This is a genomic window from Hyphomonas adhaerens MHS-3 (assembly GCF_000685235.1).
Lineage (GTDB): Bacteria > Pseudomonadota > Alphaproteobacteria > Caulobacterales > Hyphomonadaceae > Hyphomonas > Hyphomonas adhaerens.
On sequence record NZ_ARYH01000001.1, the window covers coordinates 2,267,225 to 2,288,040 of the forward strand.

At 58.6% G+C, this 20,816-nt stretch carries 15 protein-coding genes; 12 read left to right on the forward strand and 3 right to left on the reverse strand.

Translation table 11 applies throughout. The features are described from left to right. The first annotated feature begins 4 nt into the window (after nt 1-4). Genes HAD_RS11000 through HAD_RS11030 form a run of 7 tightly spaced genes read left to right on the forward strand, consistent with a single transcriptional unit; the run spans nt 5 to nt 7,235 of the window. Nucleotides 5-1,282 carry a TRAP transporter large permease gene (locus tag HAD_RS11000; protein ID WP_156942230.1) on the forward strand — a complete coding sequence of 426 codons (1,278 nt, stop codon included), beginning with the start codon at nt 5-7 and terminating at the stop codon, nt 1,280-1,282. Beyond that, entirely contained in the window at nt 1,279-2,274 is a 996-nt protein-coding gene (locus HAD_RS11005) for a TRAP transporter substrate-binding protein (protein WP_084331893.1), read from the forward strand. The genes HAD_RS11000 and HAD_RS11005 overlap by 4 nt, the downstream gene beginning before the upstream one ends. Further along, the gene (locus HAD_RS18045; RefSeq protein WP_051596154.1) at nt 2,274-2,783 is read left to right on the forward strand and encodes a TRAP transporter small permease; all 510 of its coding nucleotides are present in this window, start codon (nt 2,274-2,276) and stop codon (nt 2,781-2,783) included. The genes HAD_RS11005 and HAD_RS18045 overlap by 1 nt, the downstream gene beginning before the upstream one ends. Continuing rightward, the gene (locus HAD_RS11015; RefSeq protein ID WP_035571024.1) at nt 2,784-3,665 is read left to right on the forward strand and encodes a bile acid:sodium symporter family protein; all 882 of its coding nucleotides are present in this window, start codon (nt 2,784-2,786) and stop codon (nt 3,663-3,665) included. After that, a complete protein-coding gene (locus tag HAD_RS11020) occupies nt 3,658-5,235 on the forward strand; it encodes a class I adenylate-forming enzyme family protein (protein ID WP_084331894.1) in 1,578 nt (525 codons plus the stop codon). The genes HAD_RS11015 and HAD_RS11020 overlap by 8 nt, the downstream gene beginning before the upstream one ends. 11 nt (nt 5,236-5,246) lie before the next feature. Then, nucleotides 5,247-5,990, forward strand: a complete 744-nt coding sequence (locus HAD_RS11025; protein WP_051596155.1) for an enoyl-CoA hydratase/isomerase family protein — start codon at nt 5,247-5,249, stop codon at nt 5,988-5,990. A gap of 54 nt (nt 5,991-6,044) precedes the next feature. Beyond that, a complete protein-coding gene (locus HAD_RS11030) occupies nt 6,045-7,235 on the forward strand; it encodes a glycine C-acetyltransferase (RefSeq protein ID WP_035571027.1) in 1,191 nt (396 codons plus the stop codon). 338 nt (nt 7,236-7,573) lie between these two features. Here HAD_RS11030 and HAD_RS11035 read toward each other — a convergent pair whose 3' ends face one another. Next, nucleotides 7,574-8,236: a TetR/AcrR family transcriptional regulator gene (locus tag HAD_RS11035; protein WP_035571028.1), complete on the reverse strand. Its 663-nt coding sequence runs from the start codon at nt 8,234-8,236 to the stop codon at nt 7,574-7,576. Between the two features lie 411 nt (nt 8,237-8,647). Here HAD_RS11035 and HAD_RS11040 point away from each other — a divergent pair, with 411 nt between their 5' ends. From HAD_RS11040 to HAD_RS11055, 4 genes are read left to right on the forward strand one after another with little or no spacing between them, the layout of a single operon-like run. Continuing rightward, entirely contained in the window at nt 8,648-10,924 is a 2,277-nt protein-coding gene (locus HAD_RS11040) for a TonB-dependent receptor (RefSeq protein WP_035571029.1), read from the forward strand. Between the two features lie 56 nt (nt 10,925-10,980). Beyond that, complete coding sequence (locus tag HAD_RS11045) at nt 10,981-12,645, forward strand: carboxylesterase/lipase family protein (RefSeq protein ID WP_035572133.1); 1,665 nt, start codon at nt 10,981-10,983, stop codon at nt 12,643-12,645. Beyond that, nucleotides 12,642-14,240 (forward strand): long-chain-fatty-acid--CoA ligase, encoded by a 1,599-nt coding sequence (locus tag HAD_RS11050; RefSeq protein ID WP_035571031.1) that lies wholly within the window; start codon nt 12,642-12,644, stop codon nt 14,238-14,240. The genes HAD_RS11045 and HAD_RS11050 overlap by 4 nt, the downstream gene beginning before the upstream one ends. Before the next feature lie 11 nt (nt 14,241-14,251). Then, nucleotides 14,252-15,904 carry a carboxylesterase/lipase family protein gene (locus tag HAD_RS11055; protein ID WP_035571032.1) on the forward strand — a complete coding sequence of 551 codons (1,653 nt, stop codon included), beginning with the start codon at nt 14,252-14,254 and terminating at the stop codon, nt 15,902-15,904. A 6-nt stretch (nt 15,905-15,910) separates the two neighbouring features. Here the strand turns inward: HAD_RS11055 and HAD_RS11060 are convergent, their stop codons facing one another. Both HAD_RS11060 and HAD_RS11065 read right to left on the reverse strand, forming a co-directional pair. Further along, nucleotides 15,911-17,524, reverse strand: a complete 1,614-nt coding sequence (locus tag HAD_RS11060) for an FG-GAP repeat domain-containing protein (RefSeq protein ID WP_206741260.1) — start codon at nt 17,522-17,524, stop codon at nt 15,911-15,913. Then, nucleotides 17,521-18,864: a spinster family MFS transporter gene (locus tag HAD_RS11065; RefSeq protein ID WP_035571034.1), complete on the reverse strand. Its 1,344-nt coding sequence runs from the start codon at nt 18,862-18,864 to the stop codon at nt 17,521-17,523. Before HAD_RS11065 ends, HAD_RS11060 begins: the two co-directional genes overlap by 4 nt. Nucleotides 18,865-19,357: 493 nt before the next feature. On the opposite strand from HAD_RS11065, the gene HAD_RS11070 reads away from it, so the two are divergent. Further along, entirely contained in the window at nt 19,358-20,761 is a 1,404-nt protein-coding gene (locus HAD_RS11070; protein ID WP_206741261.1) for a 3-hydroxyacyl-CoA dehydrogenase, read from the forward strand. The last annotated feature ends 55 nt before the right edge of the window (nt 20,762-20,816 follow it).

Sequence of the window (20,816 nt, forward strand, 5' to 3'; positions counted from 1 at the left end):
GATAATGTCGCGCATTGCCGCCTTCATCATGTTGCTTCTCACCGCCCTTTTGGGTGTGGGACTGGCCTATGTGATGGGGGTGGCCGGCATTCTCGGATTCTACGTTGCTGGTCTGGGTGACTTTCTCCAGGCTTTGCCGCGCCGGGCCTTCTCTCAGCTGGACGTCTTCGCCCTGATGGCAATGCCTTTGTTTGTGCTTGTTGGTGAGCTGATGAACAGAGGGGGGATCACGCGGTCTCTGATCAATCTCGCATCGCTTGTTGTCGGACGAAGCCGGGGCGGTCTCGGACATGTGAACGTCGCCAGCAGCGTGTTCTTTGCCGGCGTTTCCGGGTCTGCCATGGCTGATGCTGCGGCACTCTCATCGACGCTTGTTCCGGCAATGAAGGAGAACGGATATTCCGGTGTCTATGCCGGCGCGATCACTGCGGCTTCCTCCGTTATCGGGCCGCTGATTCCACCTAGCATTATTCTGATATTTTACGGTGCGATCATGAATGTGGATGTTGCCGCACTGTTCGCCGCTTCGATCGTGCCGGGGCTTTTATTGAGTCTGGCACTATTTGCGGCAAATGCCATCTTTGCGCGTCTGCATAATCATCCCTCCCTCAATGAACGTCCACCGTTTTTCCGAACGGTCCGGAAGGCCGGGCCGGCGATGCTGTTGCCGTTCATCATTATCGCCGGGATTGTGTTCGGGGTCGTCACCCCGACGGAGGCCGCTGCGCTGGCGGTTGTGACAGCGCTTTTGATTATCGCCCTCGGAGGCGAATTGAAGCTGGCGAACGTGAAAGAGGCCGTTTTTGGAGCGACCATCTTCACCGGCGCGATTTTTGCGATCATCTTTGCGGCGGCGAGCATAAACTTTCTTGCCGCTGTGGTTGGCGCGCCTGCGATAATCGCGGCATGGTTGGATGCGCATGCACTCAGCCTGAATACCTATCTCGCTGTTCTGACCATTATCTTCATCCTTGTTGGCATGGTCTTGGATACACAGATCGCGCTCATTCTGCTCGCGCCAATTCTTGTTCCTGCGGCTTATACACTGGGCGCCGATCCCGTGCATCTGGGAGTGATCGTCTGTTTCACGATCACGCTGGGTCTGATTACGCCTCCGCTGGGCGGGGTTGTTCTGATCGTCTCCGCCGCCACGCGTGAATCCTACTGGGCTCTGATGAAGGTGCTGATGCCGTTCATCCTGATAGAGTTTGCGGTACTGTTTCTACTGCTATACGTGCCGGATATTGTTTTGACCCTGCCACGCGTGCTGGGGCTACTATGATCGGCGTCCTGGACAGAAGAACGCTTTTAATGGCGACAGGTGCTTTGGCCCTGACTGGGTGCCAGCCTGCGTCGCGCTCCCGTATGAGAGTTGCGCTGGCCGGATCCCCCAATGAAAACTGGAACGGCGTCTGGGTCTGGATGCGCGCATTCATTGAAGCAATGGAAGCTTCAGGTTCGCCCATATCGCTTAGCACAAATGCCTCTCTTGGCCGAGAAGAAGACCGGACCGAGCTGACAGGGCTTGGCCTATTGCAGCTCAACGATGCCAGCGTTTCCGAAGCGACAGCGTTGAGTGAAATGTATGTGGTCGCACAATTGCCATTTCTATTCCGGGATCTGGTTCAATTTGACCAGTTGCTGTCGGACGAAGCCTTCCTTTCCGAATTAAACCAGAAGCTGGCGCGCGCGGGGCTTGTGCTGATTGATGCGGCATTCCTTGGTGGAATGAGCGGGCTTTTCACAACGCAAAGGCCCGTGCGTGAAATAGAAGATATGAAAGGTTTGCGTCTGCGCGCGATGGATCAGCGAGACCTCGTTCTGATCGAATCCTTCGGGGCGTCAGGCGTTCAGGTCGCCTGGGAGGAAACACCGCAGGCGCTGCAGACCGGGATTGCATCTGGCTACTTCAACCCTCCGCTTGCGCCGGTCCTTTTTGGTCACGGTGCCTACCTGAAATATTTTACAGACCTCAAAGTGGCGCCGGCCCACCGCCTGATTGTGGCATCATCAAAGTGGATGAATGCGATGGATGCCTCGACGCGGAAAGCGGTCGAGGCAGCATTTGCAGCGGGTAGGCTGGCGAACCGGAAATGGTCGGAGCAACGCCTGCAAAGCGATCTCGAACTGCTTAAGGATACCGGAATCGAAACGGTCCACGTATCGGAAGAAGCGCGGAGCAAATTCCGCGAGGTCGCCCGGCGGTCCTACAGTGCGTATGCGCGAGACTCCGTGATTGATCATGTGCTGAAAATTTCTGGCAGGTATTTGTGATGTCGGAAGCGCCTGGGGAATTCAACGCATTTTTGATCAATGCGGATCGCCGTCTGAACACCGGGTTGCTGTGGGCCGCGAGCGGCTTGCTGAGCCTGATGGTCCTCCTGGTAATGATACAGATCGTAGCACGCTACGTTTTGCAGGACGCGCCAGCATGGACCGAAGAGGGGGCGCGTTACTGCATGGTTTGGAGCGCATTGCTCGCGGCGACCTGTGCCTTCTATGAAGGCGCAGACCCGGCTTTGATCAAGGTCGATGCGGGCTCACCGCCTGCACTGCAGAAAGCCAGATCATGGCTTCGTTTCATGTGCGTTCTGGTTTTCTCGGGCACGTTGCTTGTCTATTCCCCGGGGATGATCCTGCGCTCTGCGCTGCGCCAGTCTGAGGCGCTGGGGGTGAATCTGGCTCTTGTCACAATGGTCGTTCCAGTCTTTGCGTTGGTCATTCTTTTTCATGCGTTCGTTCAGATTCTGACCGGCCGTGCAGCAGAAAGGCGTGTGACCTGAATGCTTATGGACATTATTTCGAACGCAGTACTGCCCGGAGCGCTGGCTTTGATCATGCTCGGGATGGGCTTGTCGCTGACGCCCGCCGATTTTCTCCGCTTCCGCGGCCGCCTGGCGCCGGTACTGGGCGGGCTGGGTAGCCTGCTTCTCCTGTTGCCGCTCGCTGCGCTGGTCATCGCATTGCTCTTCAAGCTGCCGCCACCCCTGGCGATTGGTCTCGTTCTGGTCGGCGCCTGCCCGGGCGGAACGTTCTCAAATCTGCTGACACACTACTCACGGGGGGACCTTGCGCTATCGGTAACGCTGACAGCGATCGCCAGCGTCTGTGTGATCTTCACGATGCCATTGGTCGTTGAGTTTGCGCTGGAATTTTTCCTCGGGGAACAGCGCGACATAAGCTTGCCTGCGCTGGATACGATGGGGCGGATCTTTCTGCTGACGATCTGCCCTGTGGCGGTTGGAATGTTGGCCAAACACTATTGGCCTGACTTTGCGGCCAAGTGGGCAGACTCCGTGAAGAACATTGCCGGCATTCTCATCGTGGCCGTTTTCCTCAGCATTATTTACGCTGAACGGGAAAGCTTTGCGGCGGCATTTTCCAGCGTGGCGCCGCCCGTTATTGTTCTCAATTTCACATCCGTTGCGCTTGGTGCACTGGTCGGGATGCTCACGACACCCAGCTCAGCTGAGCGCCGCGCAATCATTCTGGAGCACACAATCAAGCAGGAAGGGCTTGGGATCTTTATCGCCATCAGCCTTCTGAGCATTCCTGAAATGGTGTTGCCGCTGATGCTGAACTCTCTTGTCGGCATCACCGTCGGCACCGCAATCGTGATGGTCACCCGACTCCGTTCAAAAGATAGTCAGACTGAAAATGAATAATAGTAGTAATTATATCCCACCACTTCTGGAACGGATCAGTGATTATCCGTCCCATTATGCTGCGGTTACACCTGACGCTGAGGCGCTGTCAGGTGTTGGGGGTGACCATACCTATCAGGCGTTCTCTGTGTCTGTGGATGAGGCCGCTTCTGCGATGCTCGCTCGTGGGGTCAGCAAGGGTGATGTGGTTGCGACTCTTTCACCTCCACGTGCCGAGTTCTTTATCCTTTTCCTCGCAACAGCCCGGATTGGCGCCATCTGGCTAGGGCTCAATCCGAAGTCGACCCAGCGTGAGTTGAACCATATCCTTGGGGATGCCAAGCCGGCTCTCGTATTCAGTGTCGAGGCTTCCGGCAGTCGTGTGTTCCGCGATGAACTCGCAGCTATGGGGATCAAGCCAGATCAGATTGTCATTCTGGATGATGCGCTTGCATTTGCCGAGTTCAATAGAGCAGGTGAGGGCGTCGACCCGGCACAGTTGCGCGAGGCCGTTTGCGCTGTTGGATCCGACGATCCGGCGCTGATAGTTTACACATCCGGTACTACGGGAGCGCCGAAAGGCGCGCTCCTGTCCCAAGGAGGTATGGTTCGCAGTTTCCATACCCAGGCCAGTGTTGCTGGTGTTCAAAACGTAAGAATACTGAACAATCTACCGATTAATCACATTGGCAGCGTGGGAGATGTCTCATGTTATGCATTGATCTGTGGTGGCCTTGTCCATTTCATGGACGCATTCGATCCGGCGGGGTCGCTTCACGCGATTGACGAAAAGCGCTTGACGGTTTGGGGGCAAGTGCCGGTACAGCTTCTGCAATCGCTCGAAAGCAACTCGGCGGGAAAATGTGACCTGTCTTCTCTGGAGTTGATATTCTGGAGCGGGGGCGTTGCGTCTCGGCAACTGGTTGAGCGTCTGCGCGATATCACGCCACGCCTGCTGAACGCCTATGGTATGACCGAGGCAACAAGCAATGTAGCCTATACGCCTTTTGGCGCGAGCATATCTCAGCTGTCCGAGACAGTTGGTCTGCCTGCGCCGGATTGCGAAATTAAGATTCTGGGGGATGACGGCAAATCACTTCCAGTCGGACAGGAAGGCGAGGTTTGTGTTCGGACAGACCGCCTTATGCTCGGGTATCTGAACAGACCAGACGCGACGCGCGAGACAATCGATGCAGACAATTGGTTGCGGACGGGTGATGCCGGGACAATCGGAGCGGACGGCTTCCTCCGGCTGACTGGGCGGAAGAAAGAAATGTTCAAGTCGGGCGGCTATAACGTCTATCCGAGAGAGATTGAGCAGGTGCTGGAGGCGGCCGCCGGAGTGAGTGTTGCTGTGGTTGTTGCCGCGCCCCATCCGGTCTTCGGTGAGTCAGGCGTCGCCTATCTAATTCCGGCTCCTGGTGCCAGTCTGACGGAGAAGTCGTTGCGGGACTGGTGCAAGGAAAGGCTGGCTAACTACAAGATTCCCAAACAGTTCCGGGTACGGGACAGTTTGCCGATGCTGGCCATCGGCAAGATAGACAAAGTAGCTTTGAAAAAAGACGCCGAACTGGCGTTCCACGGTTTGTAGAGGTTGGCAAAATGAAGGTGGTTATTTGCGAAATCGAGGGCGGCGTTGCGCGTATAACGCTCAATCGTCCGGAATTCCTCAACGCTATCAATAGCGTGCTCCTGCAGGAATTGGCAGATACGATGGATCGCGTCTGTGCGCTTCCCGATGTGAAGATCATTATGTTGACGGGAGCCGGGCGCGCTTTCTGCGTTGGGGATGATCTGAAGGAAATGAATTCCGACCTGGGAATACAGGGTCCATCCGGATTCCTTGTCGAGCGGTTGCAGGACATTTCGCGCGCTATGATGTTCAGTGACAAGATCGTTGTCACACTGGTGCATGGCTGGGCGATTGGCGGTGGCCTTTCCTGGGTATTGAATTCCGATCTTGTTCTCTTTGAAGAAGACGCAAAGTGCTTCTTCCCCGAAATTGGTCTTGGATTGTACATGAGCGGTGCTGCAACGGTTTTGCTTCCGTCGCTGGCGGGGCACGCGCGCGCTATGTCCTTGTTTGCCAAGGGCGAGCATGTGGATGCAGCTGAGGCCCTGCGCATGGGGATGGCTTCGCAGTTGGTGCCGACTGGGGAGGGCAAGGAGGCCATTGAAGTGCTGTGCCAAGAACTGTTGAGTTTGCCAGACGAACTTCTCGGCACCGTGAAGAAGGCGCGCAGCTGCCATTCCGGTGCTGCTATTGAAGAGACGCTGCGACGGGAAAGTGAGGCGCTGACGAAGTCGATCGCGTCGGTTCGCGAGAAACAACAACAGCAGCAATAATCCGTTGCCGGGCACTGAGCAGAGAAGTGTGCCGATGCTCGATGGGGTTCAAACATGAATAGTGATTTTTATGCATATTTGAGCGCAGAGCTCAGCGGCATTCGTGACGCAGGCTTCTTCAAGCATGAGCGCGTTATTACAGGCCCTCAAAGCTCGGAAGTTCCTGTCGAGACGGGCGAGACGCTTATAAATCTTTGCTCGAACAACTATCTCGGCCTGGCCCAGCATCCTGACTTGCGCGATGCCGCTCGCGCTGGACTGGAGCGGTGGGGGTATGGGATGGCCTCGGTTCGGTTCATCTGCGGGACTCAATCCGTGCACAAGGAACTCGAAGGCACGCTGACAAAGTTCCTGCAAACGGAGGACACCATTCTCTATCCGTCTTGCTACGATGCAAATGGCGGCCTGTTTGAGGTCCTTCTCGGTGAGAATGACGCCGTGATTTCTGACGAGCTGAACCACGCGTCCATCATCGACGGGATCCGCCTCTGCAAAGCCAAACGGTATCGCTATCGCAACAACGATATGCAGGACCTGGAAGATCAGCTGCGCGCCGCCGAAGCAGCCGGATCACGCTTCAAACTGATTTCGACGGATGGCGTGTTCTCAATGGATGGATCGCTGGCAAAACTGGACGAGATTTGTGATCTTGCCGACCGCTATGACGCCATTGTCCATGTCGACGACAGTCATGCGACCGGTGTCGTTGGGCCTGGCGGGCGGGGAACGCCTGAGTACTTCAACTGTGCAAATCGTGTCGATGTGCTGACGGGTACGCTCGGCAAGGCGCTTGGTGGTGCCAGCGGCGGCTACACGTCCGGAAGGCGAGAAATTGTCGAGCTGCTTCGTCAACGCTCACGGCCCTATCTCTTTTCCAATACGGTCGCGCCACCGCTCGTCGCAGGCGCCATTGCGGCGGTTGAGTTGGCAGAGAAGGGGCGTGATATTCGTGCGCGGTTGGCCGAGAACACTGCAACCTTCCGGCACGGCCTCGAAACTGCTGGCTTTGACGTTCTGCCGGGACAGCACCCGATTGTACCTGTTATGCTCTATGATGCGCATCTTGCCACGGAGCTGGCAGAAGCCCTTCTGAAGTACGGCGTGTATGTGATCCCATTTTCTTTTCCAGTCGTTCCGAAAGGGAAGGCGCGCATTCGCTGTCAGATGACCGCGGCTTTCACTTCCGACGAGGTAAACCGAGCTGTGGAGGCATTTTCAAAAGCCCGCGCGGAGATTGTTAAATGAACTGGTCGTGAGGCGGGCATTCCTGGCGTTTAGTTTCGGCAAAAGACCAAATGCCCTTGCCATTCCTTCAAGACCTTAGCCAAAAGTTTCTATACTGAGATACATGAGAAGCGCCACGGTTCGGTACGGCAATCCGGAGGTCGTCGTGACTGGCAGGTGCCACTCTTGTCTTGCGGCGATGAAAAGTTATCGGAGGTTCCGGACGCCAGGGTGTGGCTCTTCTCGAATGGCACGACCTGAGGCCTGCTTGTCCGTGAAAAACGGAAGGCGGTTTGCATTCGCCTGACAACGCCACCAGCGAGTCTTGCTGAAAAAGGAAATTGTCTTAGTCAGGGGTACTAGGGGTTGGCTTTTTTGGACCCTTTACAGGCCTCGCGAAAACCTGCGGCCATGAATCTCGCCATTCGCTCTTTAATGGATTCGAAGTCATCGGATTTGCAAAGTCCACCCGACAGTTTGTCAATTCGTCCAGTACGAGCCAGGGTCAGAAGAAGTGCGCCACTCACGAAGTGATATCCCCAGAAAATGTCTTCCTCGGCACAGTCTGGCATCGCCTTCTTCAAGAGGTCGATCAATCGCAGCACGACCGGGTCGAAATGCTCGTCCATCATTTCGGCGCCCCATTCGGGGGTGTTTGCGATCTGCGCGCTGAGGGCTCCGTAATTCTTCCAGCCGGGACCGCCCTGACTGTACAGCTCGAGGTCCGTGTCGAGAAACGCGCGTAGGGCACCTTCAACCGTTGGCTTCCCGTTTACAGACTTTTCGTACGCGTCCAGAGCCGCGATCCGGGTTGTGCTCGTGATGACGGCGCGCCGCCCGAATGCCTTGTCGAGGAGCTGTTTCTTGTCCTTGAAATAGTAGTGCAGCAGAGTGTGGTGGACGCCTGCGCGCTTGGCCACGTCCTTGAGGGTCACGCCGTGGAAACCGTTTTTCGAGAACAGGTATTCGGCTTCGTCGAGGATGAGTTCCATCGTCTCCGCCCGCTGTTCGGCTTTCGACATTCGACGACGGCTGTTTGTTTGCTTGGTCACTACGGCATTCGCTTATCTGAGTTCCATTTTATCAATGGTGTAATGTGTTTTCAGTCAACCTTCACACTGAGTTGCACAGGCCGGAAGCGTTGCTGGTGGCGGTCTGATTAGCCTCGGCGCGGACAGGTGCGTCCGTTCTCCGGGGGGTAGACGTGGCTCCCACTTCAAGAAGTCTGCGTTGTTTTGAGGGTACGCGCTGCGGTGCCAATTCGCGCCGTGACTTTCTCCATTTCTAACCGAGAGAAGCGCAGATCCTGGGGCTAAGTCACGGTGATTTCTTTTTTCATTCACGCGAGAGTGAATTTTGTTGACATGCGTTCCCAACTGGTCTCCAAGTGCCACACGAGAGGCGACCAAACGTCTTCGCCTAGGGAGGAAAATATGAATCTACGGCTTCTGGCTTCCGCGTCAGCAATTTCGATTTCTGTTTTGGCGGCTCCTGCATTCGCGCAGGATAATGCGACGGATAACGAAGCAGCGCGTGCAACACCTGAGGGTGAGGCACGTCAGGACAAGATCATTGTTACAGCAACCCGGCGGGAACAAAGCCTGCAGGATGTGCCGCTGGCCGTCACGGCCTTCCAGCAGGAAGCCATGTCGGAAAAAGGGATCGTCAGCTATGACGGCCTCGCCCGCGAAACACCCGGCATCGTGCTGAATCAGCCGACGGCCAACTTCAACACAATCACGACGCGCGGCATTGCCACCAATGGCTACGGCGCCAATCTGCAGGCCGCCACCGCGATCTACATCAACGAACTTCCGATCTCCTCGAACGGCAACTCGACCATTCTCGACCCGACGCTGTTCGATGTGGAGCGGGTGGAAGTGCTGCGCGGACCGCAGGGGACGCTGTTCGGCGCGAACTCGCTGTCCGGCGCTGTGCGCATCCTCACCAAAAAACCCAATCCGAACAAGTTCGAAGCGTCCACGCTGGTCGATTTCGGCGTGACGGATGGTGATGCTGTCCGTCAGCGTTACAACGGGATGGTCAACATGCCGCTCATCAAAGACCAGCTGGCGTTGCGCGTCGTTGGCTTCTACCGCGATGAGGACGGCTGGGTTGATAACCTCGGCACCGGAATTGATGGCGCGAACTCATTGAAGGCGGTCGGTGGCCGCGCGCACCTGCTGTGGGAGCCGACCAGCAAATTCGATGTCGGTTTGCTCATTATTCGTGAGGACAATGAGCCTGCGGATTCGAGCCTTACCAACCCTGACCGGGGAGAGTTCATTCGCTATACGGACCGTCCCGACCTCTTCCAGTCTGATCTGACCAGCTACAACCTGACAGCCAACTGGGATATGGACTTCGCGACCCTTACCACTTCCTCGAACTATTCCAAGATCGACGGCAAATTCATTGTCGATCTGGCTGGCACATTTGCTCAAACCATCCCCTTCGCGCTCGATGCGGTCGGCCATGACGAGAACTTCGTGCAGGAAGTCCGGCTGGCTTCCGCAGATGGCGGAAGCTGGGACTGGATCGTTGGCGGCTTCTACTTCAATAAACGTCGCGACATCGATTATGACTACCGCTCCTCACAGGAATTCCTGGATACGCGCGGTCTGACCGGTCTGCCGGATGAGTATTACTACCGCTACAAAGGGTATTTCGACGCCATCGAGTCGGCAGCGTTCGGTGAGCTGACCTACCACTTCTCCGACAAGCTGTGGGCGACCGGCGGCCTGCGCTATACCGAAACCTCGGTTCAGGCCCACACACTTGCCGGTGGCTACAACTCCAACTACCTCGTTGCCGCGCTCTACGGCCTGACCAACACAGCTCTCACGATCACCCCGGTGGTTGGGGCAGACGGGCTCAAGGTCGAAGCCGATAATCTGTCCTACAAAGGTAGCCTCTCTTACAAGCCGGTAGAGAACCTGACGACCTATGCGTCGATTGCGACAGGCTTCCGCTCGCCGGTGGCGAACGCCCGCGCGGGCCTCGCCAGCGGGGTGGATCCCAACGACATCATCATCCCGAACGGGGCTGATTCGGACGAGCTCATCAGCTATGAGGTCGGCATGAAGGGGACCTTCTTCGACAACAAGCTGACCGCGAACCTCGCCGCCTATTACATCAACTGGGAAGATATCCAGGTTCAGGCAAACCGCCTGTCGGACCAGGCGCAATTCGCGACCAATATCGGCAAGGCCGTCAGCCAGGGCCTCGAATTCGAGATCGGCTACATTCCGGGCAATGGCTTCAGCCTGTTCGCGAACGGCTCGCTCAGCGACACCGAAATCACGGACCTGACGGATGAGGAAGCTGCAATCTCGGGTGCCGAGGAGGGGCTGCAACTTGCCATGCCCGATTTCCAGGGGGCCCTCACGGCGCGCTACGATTTTGATATCGGCGACAAGGACGCCTTCGTGACGGCCACGGCCGCCTATGTCGGTGACTTCCCGGCCATGTTGCCGAACGTGCCGGGCAATCCGGGCACGCCGGCTCCGACGTTCGACTACACCGAAGCGTACACGGTCGTGAATGCGCAGGCCGGCATCTCGAAGAACGACTGGAAAGTCGTAGCTTATGTCGAGAATCTGTTTGACGACAGCTCGATCACCTACGTCCACCCGGAAGGCTTCCTCGACAGCCGCTATGCCCGTGTGCGCCCGCAAACGGTCGGCGTCCGGGTCAGCTACGAATACTAAGCAGGCCGGGAGTGATACTGATGCTGACAGGCTTTTCAGCCGGCAGGTGGCAGATGATGCCGAAGCCTGGTGTGATTGCTCTGCTCGTTCTTGTGTGCATGCCGCTGCTGGTGGTGGGATGCGCAACGGAACAGGCCGGAAAGCCGGTTGGCGAAATTGTGACGGACACGCCCGCGGGCGCAATCCGTGGGCAGAACATGGGGGATGTCGCGGTCTATCGCGGCATCCCCTACGCTTTGCCGCCTGAAGGTGCGCGTCGGTGGATGCCGCCGCAAGCGGTTCCCGACTGGGAAGGTGAACGGGACGCCCTCGCGTTCGGGCCGGCCTGTCCGCAACCGGCGTCCCTGCCGGGGAATATCTATGCGACCGAGCTTGGCGCAGTCGATGAAGACTGTCTCAGTCTCAATGTCTGGACGCCGGAAAATGCGGAGAACGCCCCGGTCTTTGTCTGGATACATGGCGGATCGCTGACCACGGGGGCAGGCAGCCTCGACATGTATGATGGCGCCCGGATGGCGCGCGAGCAGGGGCTTGTGGTCGTCACGATCAACTACCGTCTCGGCGTGCTTGGCTATCTCGCTCATCCGGGTCTGAGCGCCGAGTCCGAGCAGGGCATCTCGGGCAATTATGGCCTGATGGACCAGATTCTGGCGCTGGAATGGGTCAAGCGGAACATCTCTGCCTTCGGCGGTGATGCCGACAATGTTACGGTGGCCGGAGAGTCGGCCGGCGCCCTCAGCGTCGTCATGCTGATGACTTCTCCCAAAGCAAAAGGCCTGTTCGACAAGGCGATTGCGGAAAGCGCCTATATGGTGACGATGGCATCGCTGAAGGAACAGAGGAACGGCCTGCCGTCCGCTGAAGCGACCGGTGAAGCGCTGGCCCGGAAAATGGGCGCTGAAGACGTCGACGCCCTCCGCGCGATGTCTGCTGACAAGCTGGTCAACCTGTCCCGCAAGGCTGGCTACTTTCCTTTTCCTGTGATCGACGGGGTGTATGAGACCGGCCAGATGGTTGAGGTCTTCGACAAGGGCGAGCAGGCCCCTGTGCCGGTTCTGGCGGGTTTCAATGAAGGTGAAATCCGCTCCCTCCGTTTCCTCCTGCCGCCCATCCCGAAGAATACCGAGGCCTATGAGGCAGCGATCCGGAATGGCTATGGCGAACTATCCGACCGCTACCTGGAGATTTATCCGTCCGATAATCTGGAGGCGAGCATGCTGGCCGCCACGCGTGATGCCATGTACGGATGGACTGCAGAGCGCCTTGCCGCGTCTCAGACCGCATACGGACATCCCTCCTTCTTCTACCTGTTCGACCACAGCTATCCGGCGGCCGACCGGCTCGGCCTGCGCGCCTTCCACGCCTCCGAGATCCCTTACGTTTTCGGAACCATGAAGAAAGCTGTCGCGCCATGGCCGGAGATCCCGGACACCGAGGAAGAGCGGGCGCTGTCGGAAGACATGATGCAATATTGGGCGAGCTTCGCGCGGGATGGCCAGCCGGTTGCCGACGGCGCTCCGGAATGGCCCGCCTATGGCAATACGGGCACCGGAATGGTATTCGCCGAACAGCCGAAGACCTGGGACCTGCTCGCCCGTGAACGTTTCGACTTACATGAAGAAGTGGTCTGCCGCCGCCGCGCCGCGGGTAATGTTCCCTGGAACTGGAATGTCGGCATTCTCTCTCCCCCTCTACCACCAAAGGAAGCTGCATGCGAATGATCGACGGTTCGATACAGGATTATGCGCTGACCCTCGACAAGCTTCTCGACCATGGTGCCAAATGGCATTCCGGGAAGGAGGTCGTGACGGCATACGCCGATGGCAGCACGAGCCGTATCAATTATGTGGGGCTTCGGGACCGCGCCAAGCGCGTCACTGCGCTGCTCAGGAAACTTGGCGTGTCACAGGGAGACCGGGTGGCGACGCTGTGCTGGAACACGCAGGCCCATATGGAATGCTGGTATGGCATCATGGGGATGGGCGCGGTCTGCCATACGCTCAACCCACGCCTGACCGCGGAGCAAATCGCCTGGATGCTCGGCCAGTCCGAGGCGGAAATCCTGTTCGTCAGCGCAGACCTTTCGCCTCTTGCTTCGCAAGTGGTGGAGCAGGCGAAAGGCATCCGGAAAATTCTGGTACTTGATCCGGAACAGGCGGACTCTGTGAATCTGGACGCCCTGCCGTCAGCGCAGTACCTGGAAGAGCTGCTCACGGACGACTATGAAGACCTGCCCTGGGGGGCGTTTCCGGAAACGACGCCCTGCGGCCTCTGCTTCACTTCGGGCACGACGGGTGACCCCAAGGGCGTCACTTACACGCACCGGGGAAACTTCCTGCATACGTTGCGCCAGCTGCAGGCGGATGTCTCGGGAATGACATCTCATGATGTCGTGCTGCCGGTTGTTCCGATGTTCCATGCCAGCGCATGGGGGCTTCCATTTTCGGCGCCGGCGACCGGCGCGAAGCTGGTTTTTCCCGGGCGACATACAGACGGCGAGAGGCTCGCCCACCTGATCGTGGAGGAAGGGGTCACAATCGCCGTCGGGGTTCCAACCGTGTGGTTGGGCGTGTTCGACTATGCCGATGAGGCCGGGCTGGAGCTTCCCTCGTTGAAGAGCGTGATGGTCGGGGGTGCCCCGATGCATCCCGCCCTGATGAAGCGGATCGAAGACCGCGGAATCTGTGTGCAGACGACATGGGGCATGACGGAATTGTCTCCACTCGGGACCGCCGCCCCACCGGGGGATGCGCGTTCGCCGGATACGGCAGGCCGGCCGGCGATCGGCATTGATCTCATGCTCGCTGACAGCACAGGAAACCCGCTGGAAGAGCAGAGGAGCCATGAAGGGCACCTCTGGGTCCGGGGCACATCTGTCGTTGATCGCTATTTCGGCCAGACGGAGCCGGCATCACAAAACGGCTGGTTCCCGACCGGCGACCTTGCCCGCCTGAATGAAGATGGCCAGCTTTTCATTACCGGCCGTGCCAAGGACCTGATCAAGTCCGGCGGTGAGTGGATCAATCCCACCGAGATCGAAACGCTGGTGTCCGGCTTGCCGGAAGTCGCGCTTGCAGCCGTTATTGGCCAGCCGGATGAGAAATGGGGGGAGCGGCCTCTGCTTCTTGTGGAGTTCCGCAATGGAAGCGACCTGAGCGATGAGGCGCTGCTGGAACCTCTTAAAGGGCAGGTGCCGTCCTGGTGGATTCCTGACGACATCGTCCGGCTGAACGAGATCCCCCTGGCGCCGACCGGGAAGATCGACAAGCAGCGCTTGCGCGGTATTTACAGTACTCTGGAAGTCGCCGGCGGCTGAGGAGAATGACTATGGCTTCGCAAACCCGGTTCCGGAGTCTCCTTCTGGCCTTTGCAGCCACCGCTCTGTCTGCCTGCAGCAATCCGAGGCCTGATGTGTCGACACGGCCGGTGGTCGACCTCCAGCAGGGCAGGCTGGCGGGGGAACGCGAAGGTAACCTCGATGTGTACCGCGCCATCCCTTATGCGGCGCCTCCGGTGGGAGACGCACGATGGAAAGCGCCGGGACCGGCCCCGTCCTGGAAAGATGTTCGCGATGCGTCGGTTTTCGGCCCGGCCTGTATTCAGCCACCTGTTCCCGAAACCAGCCTCTATTACGATCCGCCTGCGGACTCCTCTGAGGATTGCCTTACATTGAATGTATGGGCCCGCACCGGTGCGGAGACGGCACCGGTCATCGTCTGGATCCATGGCGGATCCCTGCGGATCGGGAGCAGCGCTGAGCCGATGTATGACGGCGCCGAATTTGCGCGGCGTGGTGCCGTGTTTGTTTCGATCAACTATCGCCTGGGGGCGTTGGGCTATCTGGCCCATGCAGACCTGAGCGCTGAGGCGCCAGACGGGGTGTCCGGCAATTACGGCCTGCGGGACCAGATCGCGGCGCTGAAATGGGTCCGGGACAATATCGAGGCGTTCGGTGGTGATCCGTCCAACGTGACCATCATGGGGGAGTCGGCGGGCGCGCTCAGCGTTTCTTACCTCCTGACCAGCCCGGAAGCCGACGGCCTGTTCCACAAGGCGATCATCGAGAGCCCCAATTCCCGGAATTTCCCTAAGCTGAAAACGGCGGCCTACGGTCTGCCATCGGCGGAAGCCATCGGGGCGTCAGTCTTTGCAAAGCTCGGCGTCGACACGCTGGAGGCTGCGCGCGCCATGGACGCGCAGGACCTGACGAACCGGGCGGGGTTTGCGCCGCAGGGCACGATCGACGGCAAGGTGCTGCCGCTGCAGATCATCGACGCCTTCGACGCGGGCCGCTTCGCGAAAGTGCCCGTCCTTGCCGGATTCAACAGTGGGGAAGTCCGCGCCCAGCGTGCCTTCGCGCCGCGTCCACCGGAATCTCCTGAAGCCTACGAAGCGGAAATCACCGCGCGGTATGGCGATATGGCGGAGGCGTTCCTCGACATCTATCCCGCCGATGATGTGCAGGGGTCGATCCTCGCCACACTGCGCGACGCGATCTATGGCTGGTCGGCTGAACGGATCGTCCGGAAGGAAACTGCGGCAGGGCAGCCGGCCTTCATGTACGTGTTCGATTACTGCTACCCGGCTGCAGAGGCCGAGGATCTCTGTGCCTTCCATGCGAGCGAGGTGCCGTTCGTGTTCGGTAATCTGGCTCCGGAAAGCCTGCCGCCGAACTGGCCGGTTCCGGATGGGGAAGAGGATCGGGGCATCTCCGACGCGCTGCTGGACTACTGGACATCCTTCGCCGCAACAGGTCGGCCGGAGAGCGCTTATGGTCCGGTATGGTCACCCTATGGTCAGGATCAGTCATACCTTGATATTGGTCAGACCCTCGCAAGTCGCACCGATCCCATCCCCGGAATGTTCGAATTGCACGAGCAATTGGTCGCCCAGCGTAAGTCGGCCGGCGAGCCCTGGTTCCTGAATATCGGCTTGGGAGCCCGTCCCCTGGGCGGTGCCGCAGGGGAGCAGGCGGAGTAACAAAGCCTATTCGTGCTCGGCCTTGTTCGGCGCGGTGTAGGTGATCCCGGTATCGTAATGATCACGCCAGTTTTCGGGAGGCAGCGGCAGCGCACGGCTGTCCTCGCTGCGGGCCGGCGTGAAGGCCTTTTGCGGCGCTGGCGTGCGCAGCTGCTCCAGCCAGAACACACCGTCATAGGTCCCGCTGTTCCCACGCGTCGAGACAAGATCAACGTCGCCGTCGCCGTCCATATCCAGCGGGATAAATCCGTCATACATCCCCCGCACGCGCCGGGAAATATCGTGTCTTTTCGAGTCCTTACGCGCATCGCCCGGGTTCTCGAACCAGGTAATGCGCCCCACCGAGGAGCTCGCCGTTACACCAGGGCTGTCCTCGGCACGGGAGGCGCCTGAATAGGCGCCGGCGAGGATGTTGAGACCGGAATATCCGCCGGTGATCGCATCAAGGTCGCCGTCCCCATCAATGTCAGCCATCGCAATGCCGGCAATGAGATCCGGGAGCGTGTTGCCGATCCTGAAAAAGGTCCACGGCAGATCCAGACTCTCCGGCTGCTTAAGCCAGCCCAGCCCGCTGATCATCGGATTTCCGGATTGCTCGGGCGATGTCTCGTGAACAGATACGATCAGGTCTTTGCGTCCATCGCCATCAAGGTCTGCGAAGACGGACTGAAACGCGTTGGACGTAGCGGTCCAGTCAGGCGGAACGGGAAAGCCCGCCCTGATCGCGATAGGATGGGCAGTGACCGCAACCTTCCCATCTGGCTCGGCTCCGGTGTTTTCAAGCATCGCCATTTCCATCATCTGGCGCGCCGCGACCAGCACGTCCGGGTCACCATCATTGTCGATATCTACCGGCATCGCTGTATTGGGAACGACTTCCCATGACAGGGCCTGTTCCTGCCAGCTGGCCTGTTGCAGCGGGTCTCCATGGATGCGGAACAGGGAGGTCGGATGCGCCGCGCTTGGATGGCTTGGGTCGAGGATGTCCGACGTGCCTTTATTGGCGGCAAGTACATCCTGGCGTCCGTCCCCATCCATATCCGTGATGAAGACACGCAGCCACGAGCCGCGTCCCTCCGTAATCTCCGGAATGATGCGCTCCCACTTTGCCGTGCGGAAATCCTTGCCGGGGTTTTGGATGTAGAGCAGGTGGGCCTCTTCGCATGCCGCGACGAGATCGAGCCAGCCATCGCCATCGATGTCACCGATGGCAATATCTTCGATAGCGCCGACCTCTGCGCCCTCCGCGACAGTGATGTTCACCCAGGTGTCCGGATCGCCTGTTCCAAAGGCGATGCGCAAATGGTTCGAATCCTCGTGAACCGACACGATGTCGAGGTAGCCGTCGCCGTCGAGGTCTGCCATGGCGAGCCCGTCACCGCCACGGATCGGCAGCCCGCCATTTACCTGCTCATCGTCGACCGTATGCTCCCGCCATGAAATGAACTGGCCATCAGGCGCCTGTGCGTCACTCGGCGTGTCGGCGACTGTCAGGGGGGCGGACGGCATGTCTGCGGGCGCGGAACTGATCGCTGACTGGCAGGCCGATGTCATCAGCATGGCGGAACCAAGCAAAAGCGATCGGCGATACAGGATGCGGGCGTTCGTTTTCTTCCTCACAGCTCCAGCCTCTCAATGTCTGCTCTGATACTTTTTGCGGCGAGCACATAGTGCAGGCAAGCCCAAAGCGCTCCGATCACACCGCAGATCAGCATGGCTGTTCCGAGCGGGGAAGTGACGCCGGAGTTCGTGAAAATGTCGCTGAGTGTGCCAACGATCAGCGGTCCGAGGCCGAGGCCAATCAGGTTCAGGATGAAGAAGAGAATGGCTGACGTCAGGGCCCGCATCCGCGCGTTGACCAGGCTATGCGAGACGGCAATGATCGAACCCAGATAGGCGGCACTCAGAAAGTGAAATGGAGCCGTCAGGATCAGGGCGACAAGAACGGAGCCCGACGTCAGCGCGACGAGCAGGACGGGTGCGATCAGGAAGGTGAGGATGCCCGGTATCCAGAGATACCAGCGGACATCACGTGCCCCGAACTTGTCGGCCATCCAGCCGCCAAAGAAGGATCCCAGCGCGCCGCCGATGCCGTTCGTAAGCGCCATCCAGGTGCCGACCGTGCCGAGGCTGAGCTCGAAATTGCGCAGGAAGTAGGAGGGGAACCAGTTGCCGATGCCATAGATGAGGAAGGCCTGAAGGCTGGCGGCCATGGCGATATGCCGGAAGGAAACCCGAGTCCAAAGAAGGCGGGCCACATCGAGGGCCGGTGGGGCAGGGAGGGTCGTTTTTTCGGCTCCCTCGGACCAGCCTCGCGCTGGTTCGCGGACCGTCAATCGTACGATCAGCGCGATCACCACGCCGGGCATGCCAACCACGAAGAAAGCGAGGCGCCAGCTGAATATCTCGGCAATATGGCTGCCGACGGCAAAGCCGATCAGAATGCCGATATAGATGCCGATGGAATAGACTGACAGTGCAAGGGCGCGGTTCTTCGGCTTGAATATGTCGGAGATCATGGAGTGGGCCGGCGGGCTGCCGCCGGCTTCACCGACGCCGACCCCGACGCGGGCCAACAGGAGGTGCGTGTAGTTGCCGGCAAGGCCGCACATGGCGGTCATCGCACTCCAGACCGTCAGGGCAAGCGCAATAATGTTGCGGCGTACGCCCCGGTCAGCCCACCGCGCAATCGGGATGCCGCAAATCACGTAGAAGAGCGCAAAGGCAAACCCGGTCAGCAGGCCGAGTTGAGTGTCTGACAGGTTCAGTTCAGCCTTGATCGGCTCCTGCAGGATCACCAGCAGCTGTCGGTCCACGAAATTGAGGACATAAACGATCGTCAGGACCAGAAGGACATAAATGCGGTAGGGCCCGCTCGAATAGGCTGTTCGATGTTGATCCGTCGCCGGCTCCGGTGCAGGCGTACCCGTCTGTGCGGACTGAACGTTTTCGACCGTCACTGTTTCCTCCCATATGGAATTTTTTTGCGCCGCTTGCTGCGGCTTAAATGTACGAAGATGCGCGGTGTCTCCCGTGCGAAAAGGGGCCTTGCTTTGGCTTGGGGAAGAGGGCCCCGGTTTTCCAGAACGAGCGCAGGCGGCGAGGTAGGCGAGTCAGCAGATCGCGAACTCATTTGCGATATATTCACTCAAAAGTGAGTGAAGTCAATTATGTTGAGTTGATGGTTTGGCATTGTCAGAGGAGCTGGGCGTGAGGCGGTCGATTCTGGCATCGACATTTGCGACCAAGACTTGAGGCAAGGCTTCCGCGTTGAAATTCCTGAGAAAAGCCATGATCCGCTACGGCGACGACTGGTGGTCGTGCCGGACCGTCGCCCTCATAACGTGCCGCCACGAAAGAAATCGGAACCGCGAGGCGCCAGTATTGCGGGAGGCTGGCGCTGATCGCTACCTGAGGCCTGCTTGTCTGTGAAAAACGGAGACTGGTTCAAGTTTGTCTGACAACACCCGGGCTTCCATAATACGAGGCTCAGATAGTAGGGTGGCGCAATACCATTCCTTAAACGCTCGTCGGCACGGCCGCGTTCATCAAATGAAAGACAAACCAATGCCTGCTATTTCAATTACACCAGAGCAAGTGTCCGATTATATCGCGAAGGCGGGGCGCGATGCCTGGATTGTGCCTGACGTTCCCGCAGATACCCAACGCCGTAAAATTCAGAAAGTCGGTGTCATCGGCGCCGGGACGATGGGCGGTGGGATCTCGATGAACTTCGCCACGGTGGGCATCCCGGTTCTGATACTGGAGCAAAAGCAGGAAGCCCTTGAACGTGGTCTCAGCGTGGTGCGTGGTCATTATCAACGCAGCGCCGACAAGGGACGGTTTCCGCAAGACGAACTCGAGGCGCGTATGGCCTGCCTGACCGGCACGCTGAATATGGAAGACTTTGCAGACTGCGATCTCATCATCGAGGCTGTCTTTGAAGACATGGACTTGAAGAAGAAAATATTCTCTGATCTGGACCGGATTATGAAGCCGGGTGCGATCCTTGCCACCAATACATCAGCATTGGACATCAACGAGATCGCCAGCGTCACCAAGCGGCCAGAAGACGTCATTGGACTGCATTTCTTCTCCCCCGCCAATGTGATGAAGCTGCTGGAAATCGTTCGAACAGATCACACGGCAGATGATGTGATCGCAACCTGCATGGACCTGGCCAGGACCATCAACAAGATCGCAGTGCTCGTCGGTGTCTGCCCCGGATTTGTGGGCAACCGCATCCTGTTTGCTCGCCAGGCACAAGCGCAGAAGCTCGTCGCCCAAGGTGCAATGCCCTGGGATGTCGATGCGGCCCTGAATGCGTTCGGGTTCCGGATGGGCCCTTATCAGATGTCAGATCTTGCCGGTCTGGATATCGGCTGGAAGAAGGGGGCGAAGACGGCAAACCCGATCCGCGATGCACTTTGCGAACTCGATCGGCGTGGCCAGAAAACCGGTGCGGGCTATTATGATTATGATGAAAACCGCCGTCCGATTCCGTCGGAGGTGACCGCAAAAATCATTGCTGACATTACGGGCGTGAAAGCGGGATCTGCGCCTGGCCCGGAAGAAATTATCGCGACCTGTATTCACCCGATGATCAATGAAGGGCTTAAGATTCTCAAGGAGAAGAAAGCGCAGCGGGCTTCCGATATCGATATTGTCTGGCTCAATGGCTATGGCTGGCCATCAGACAAGGGCGGACCCATGCTCTATGGGGACATGGTCGGGGCAGACGCGGTGCTCGCCACCATGGAGCGTCTTGGCGCAGAAGATGAGCGTTTTGCGCCGAGCGAAACGCTCAAACAGCTCGCTAAAGACGGTGGCCGCTTCATCGACGTTCAGCCTGGTTGATGGAGCGACCTTCTCGTCGCTTAGGATCAACTGACCCGAGAACAGCGGAGACTGG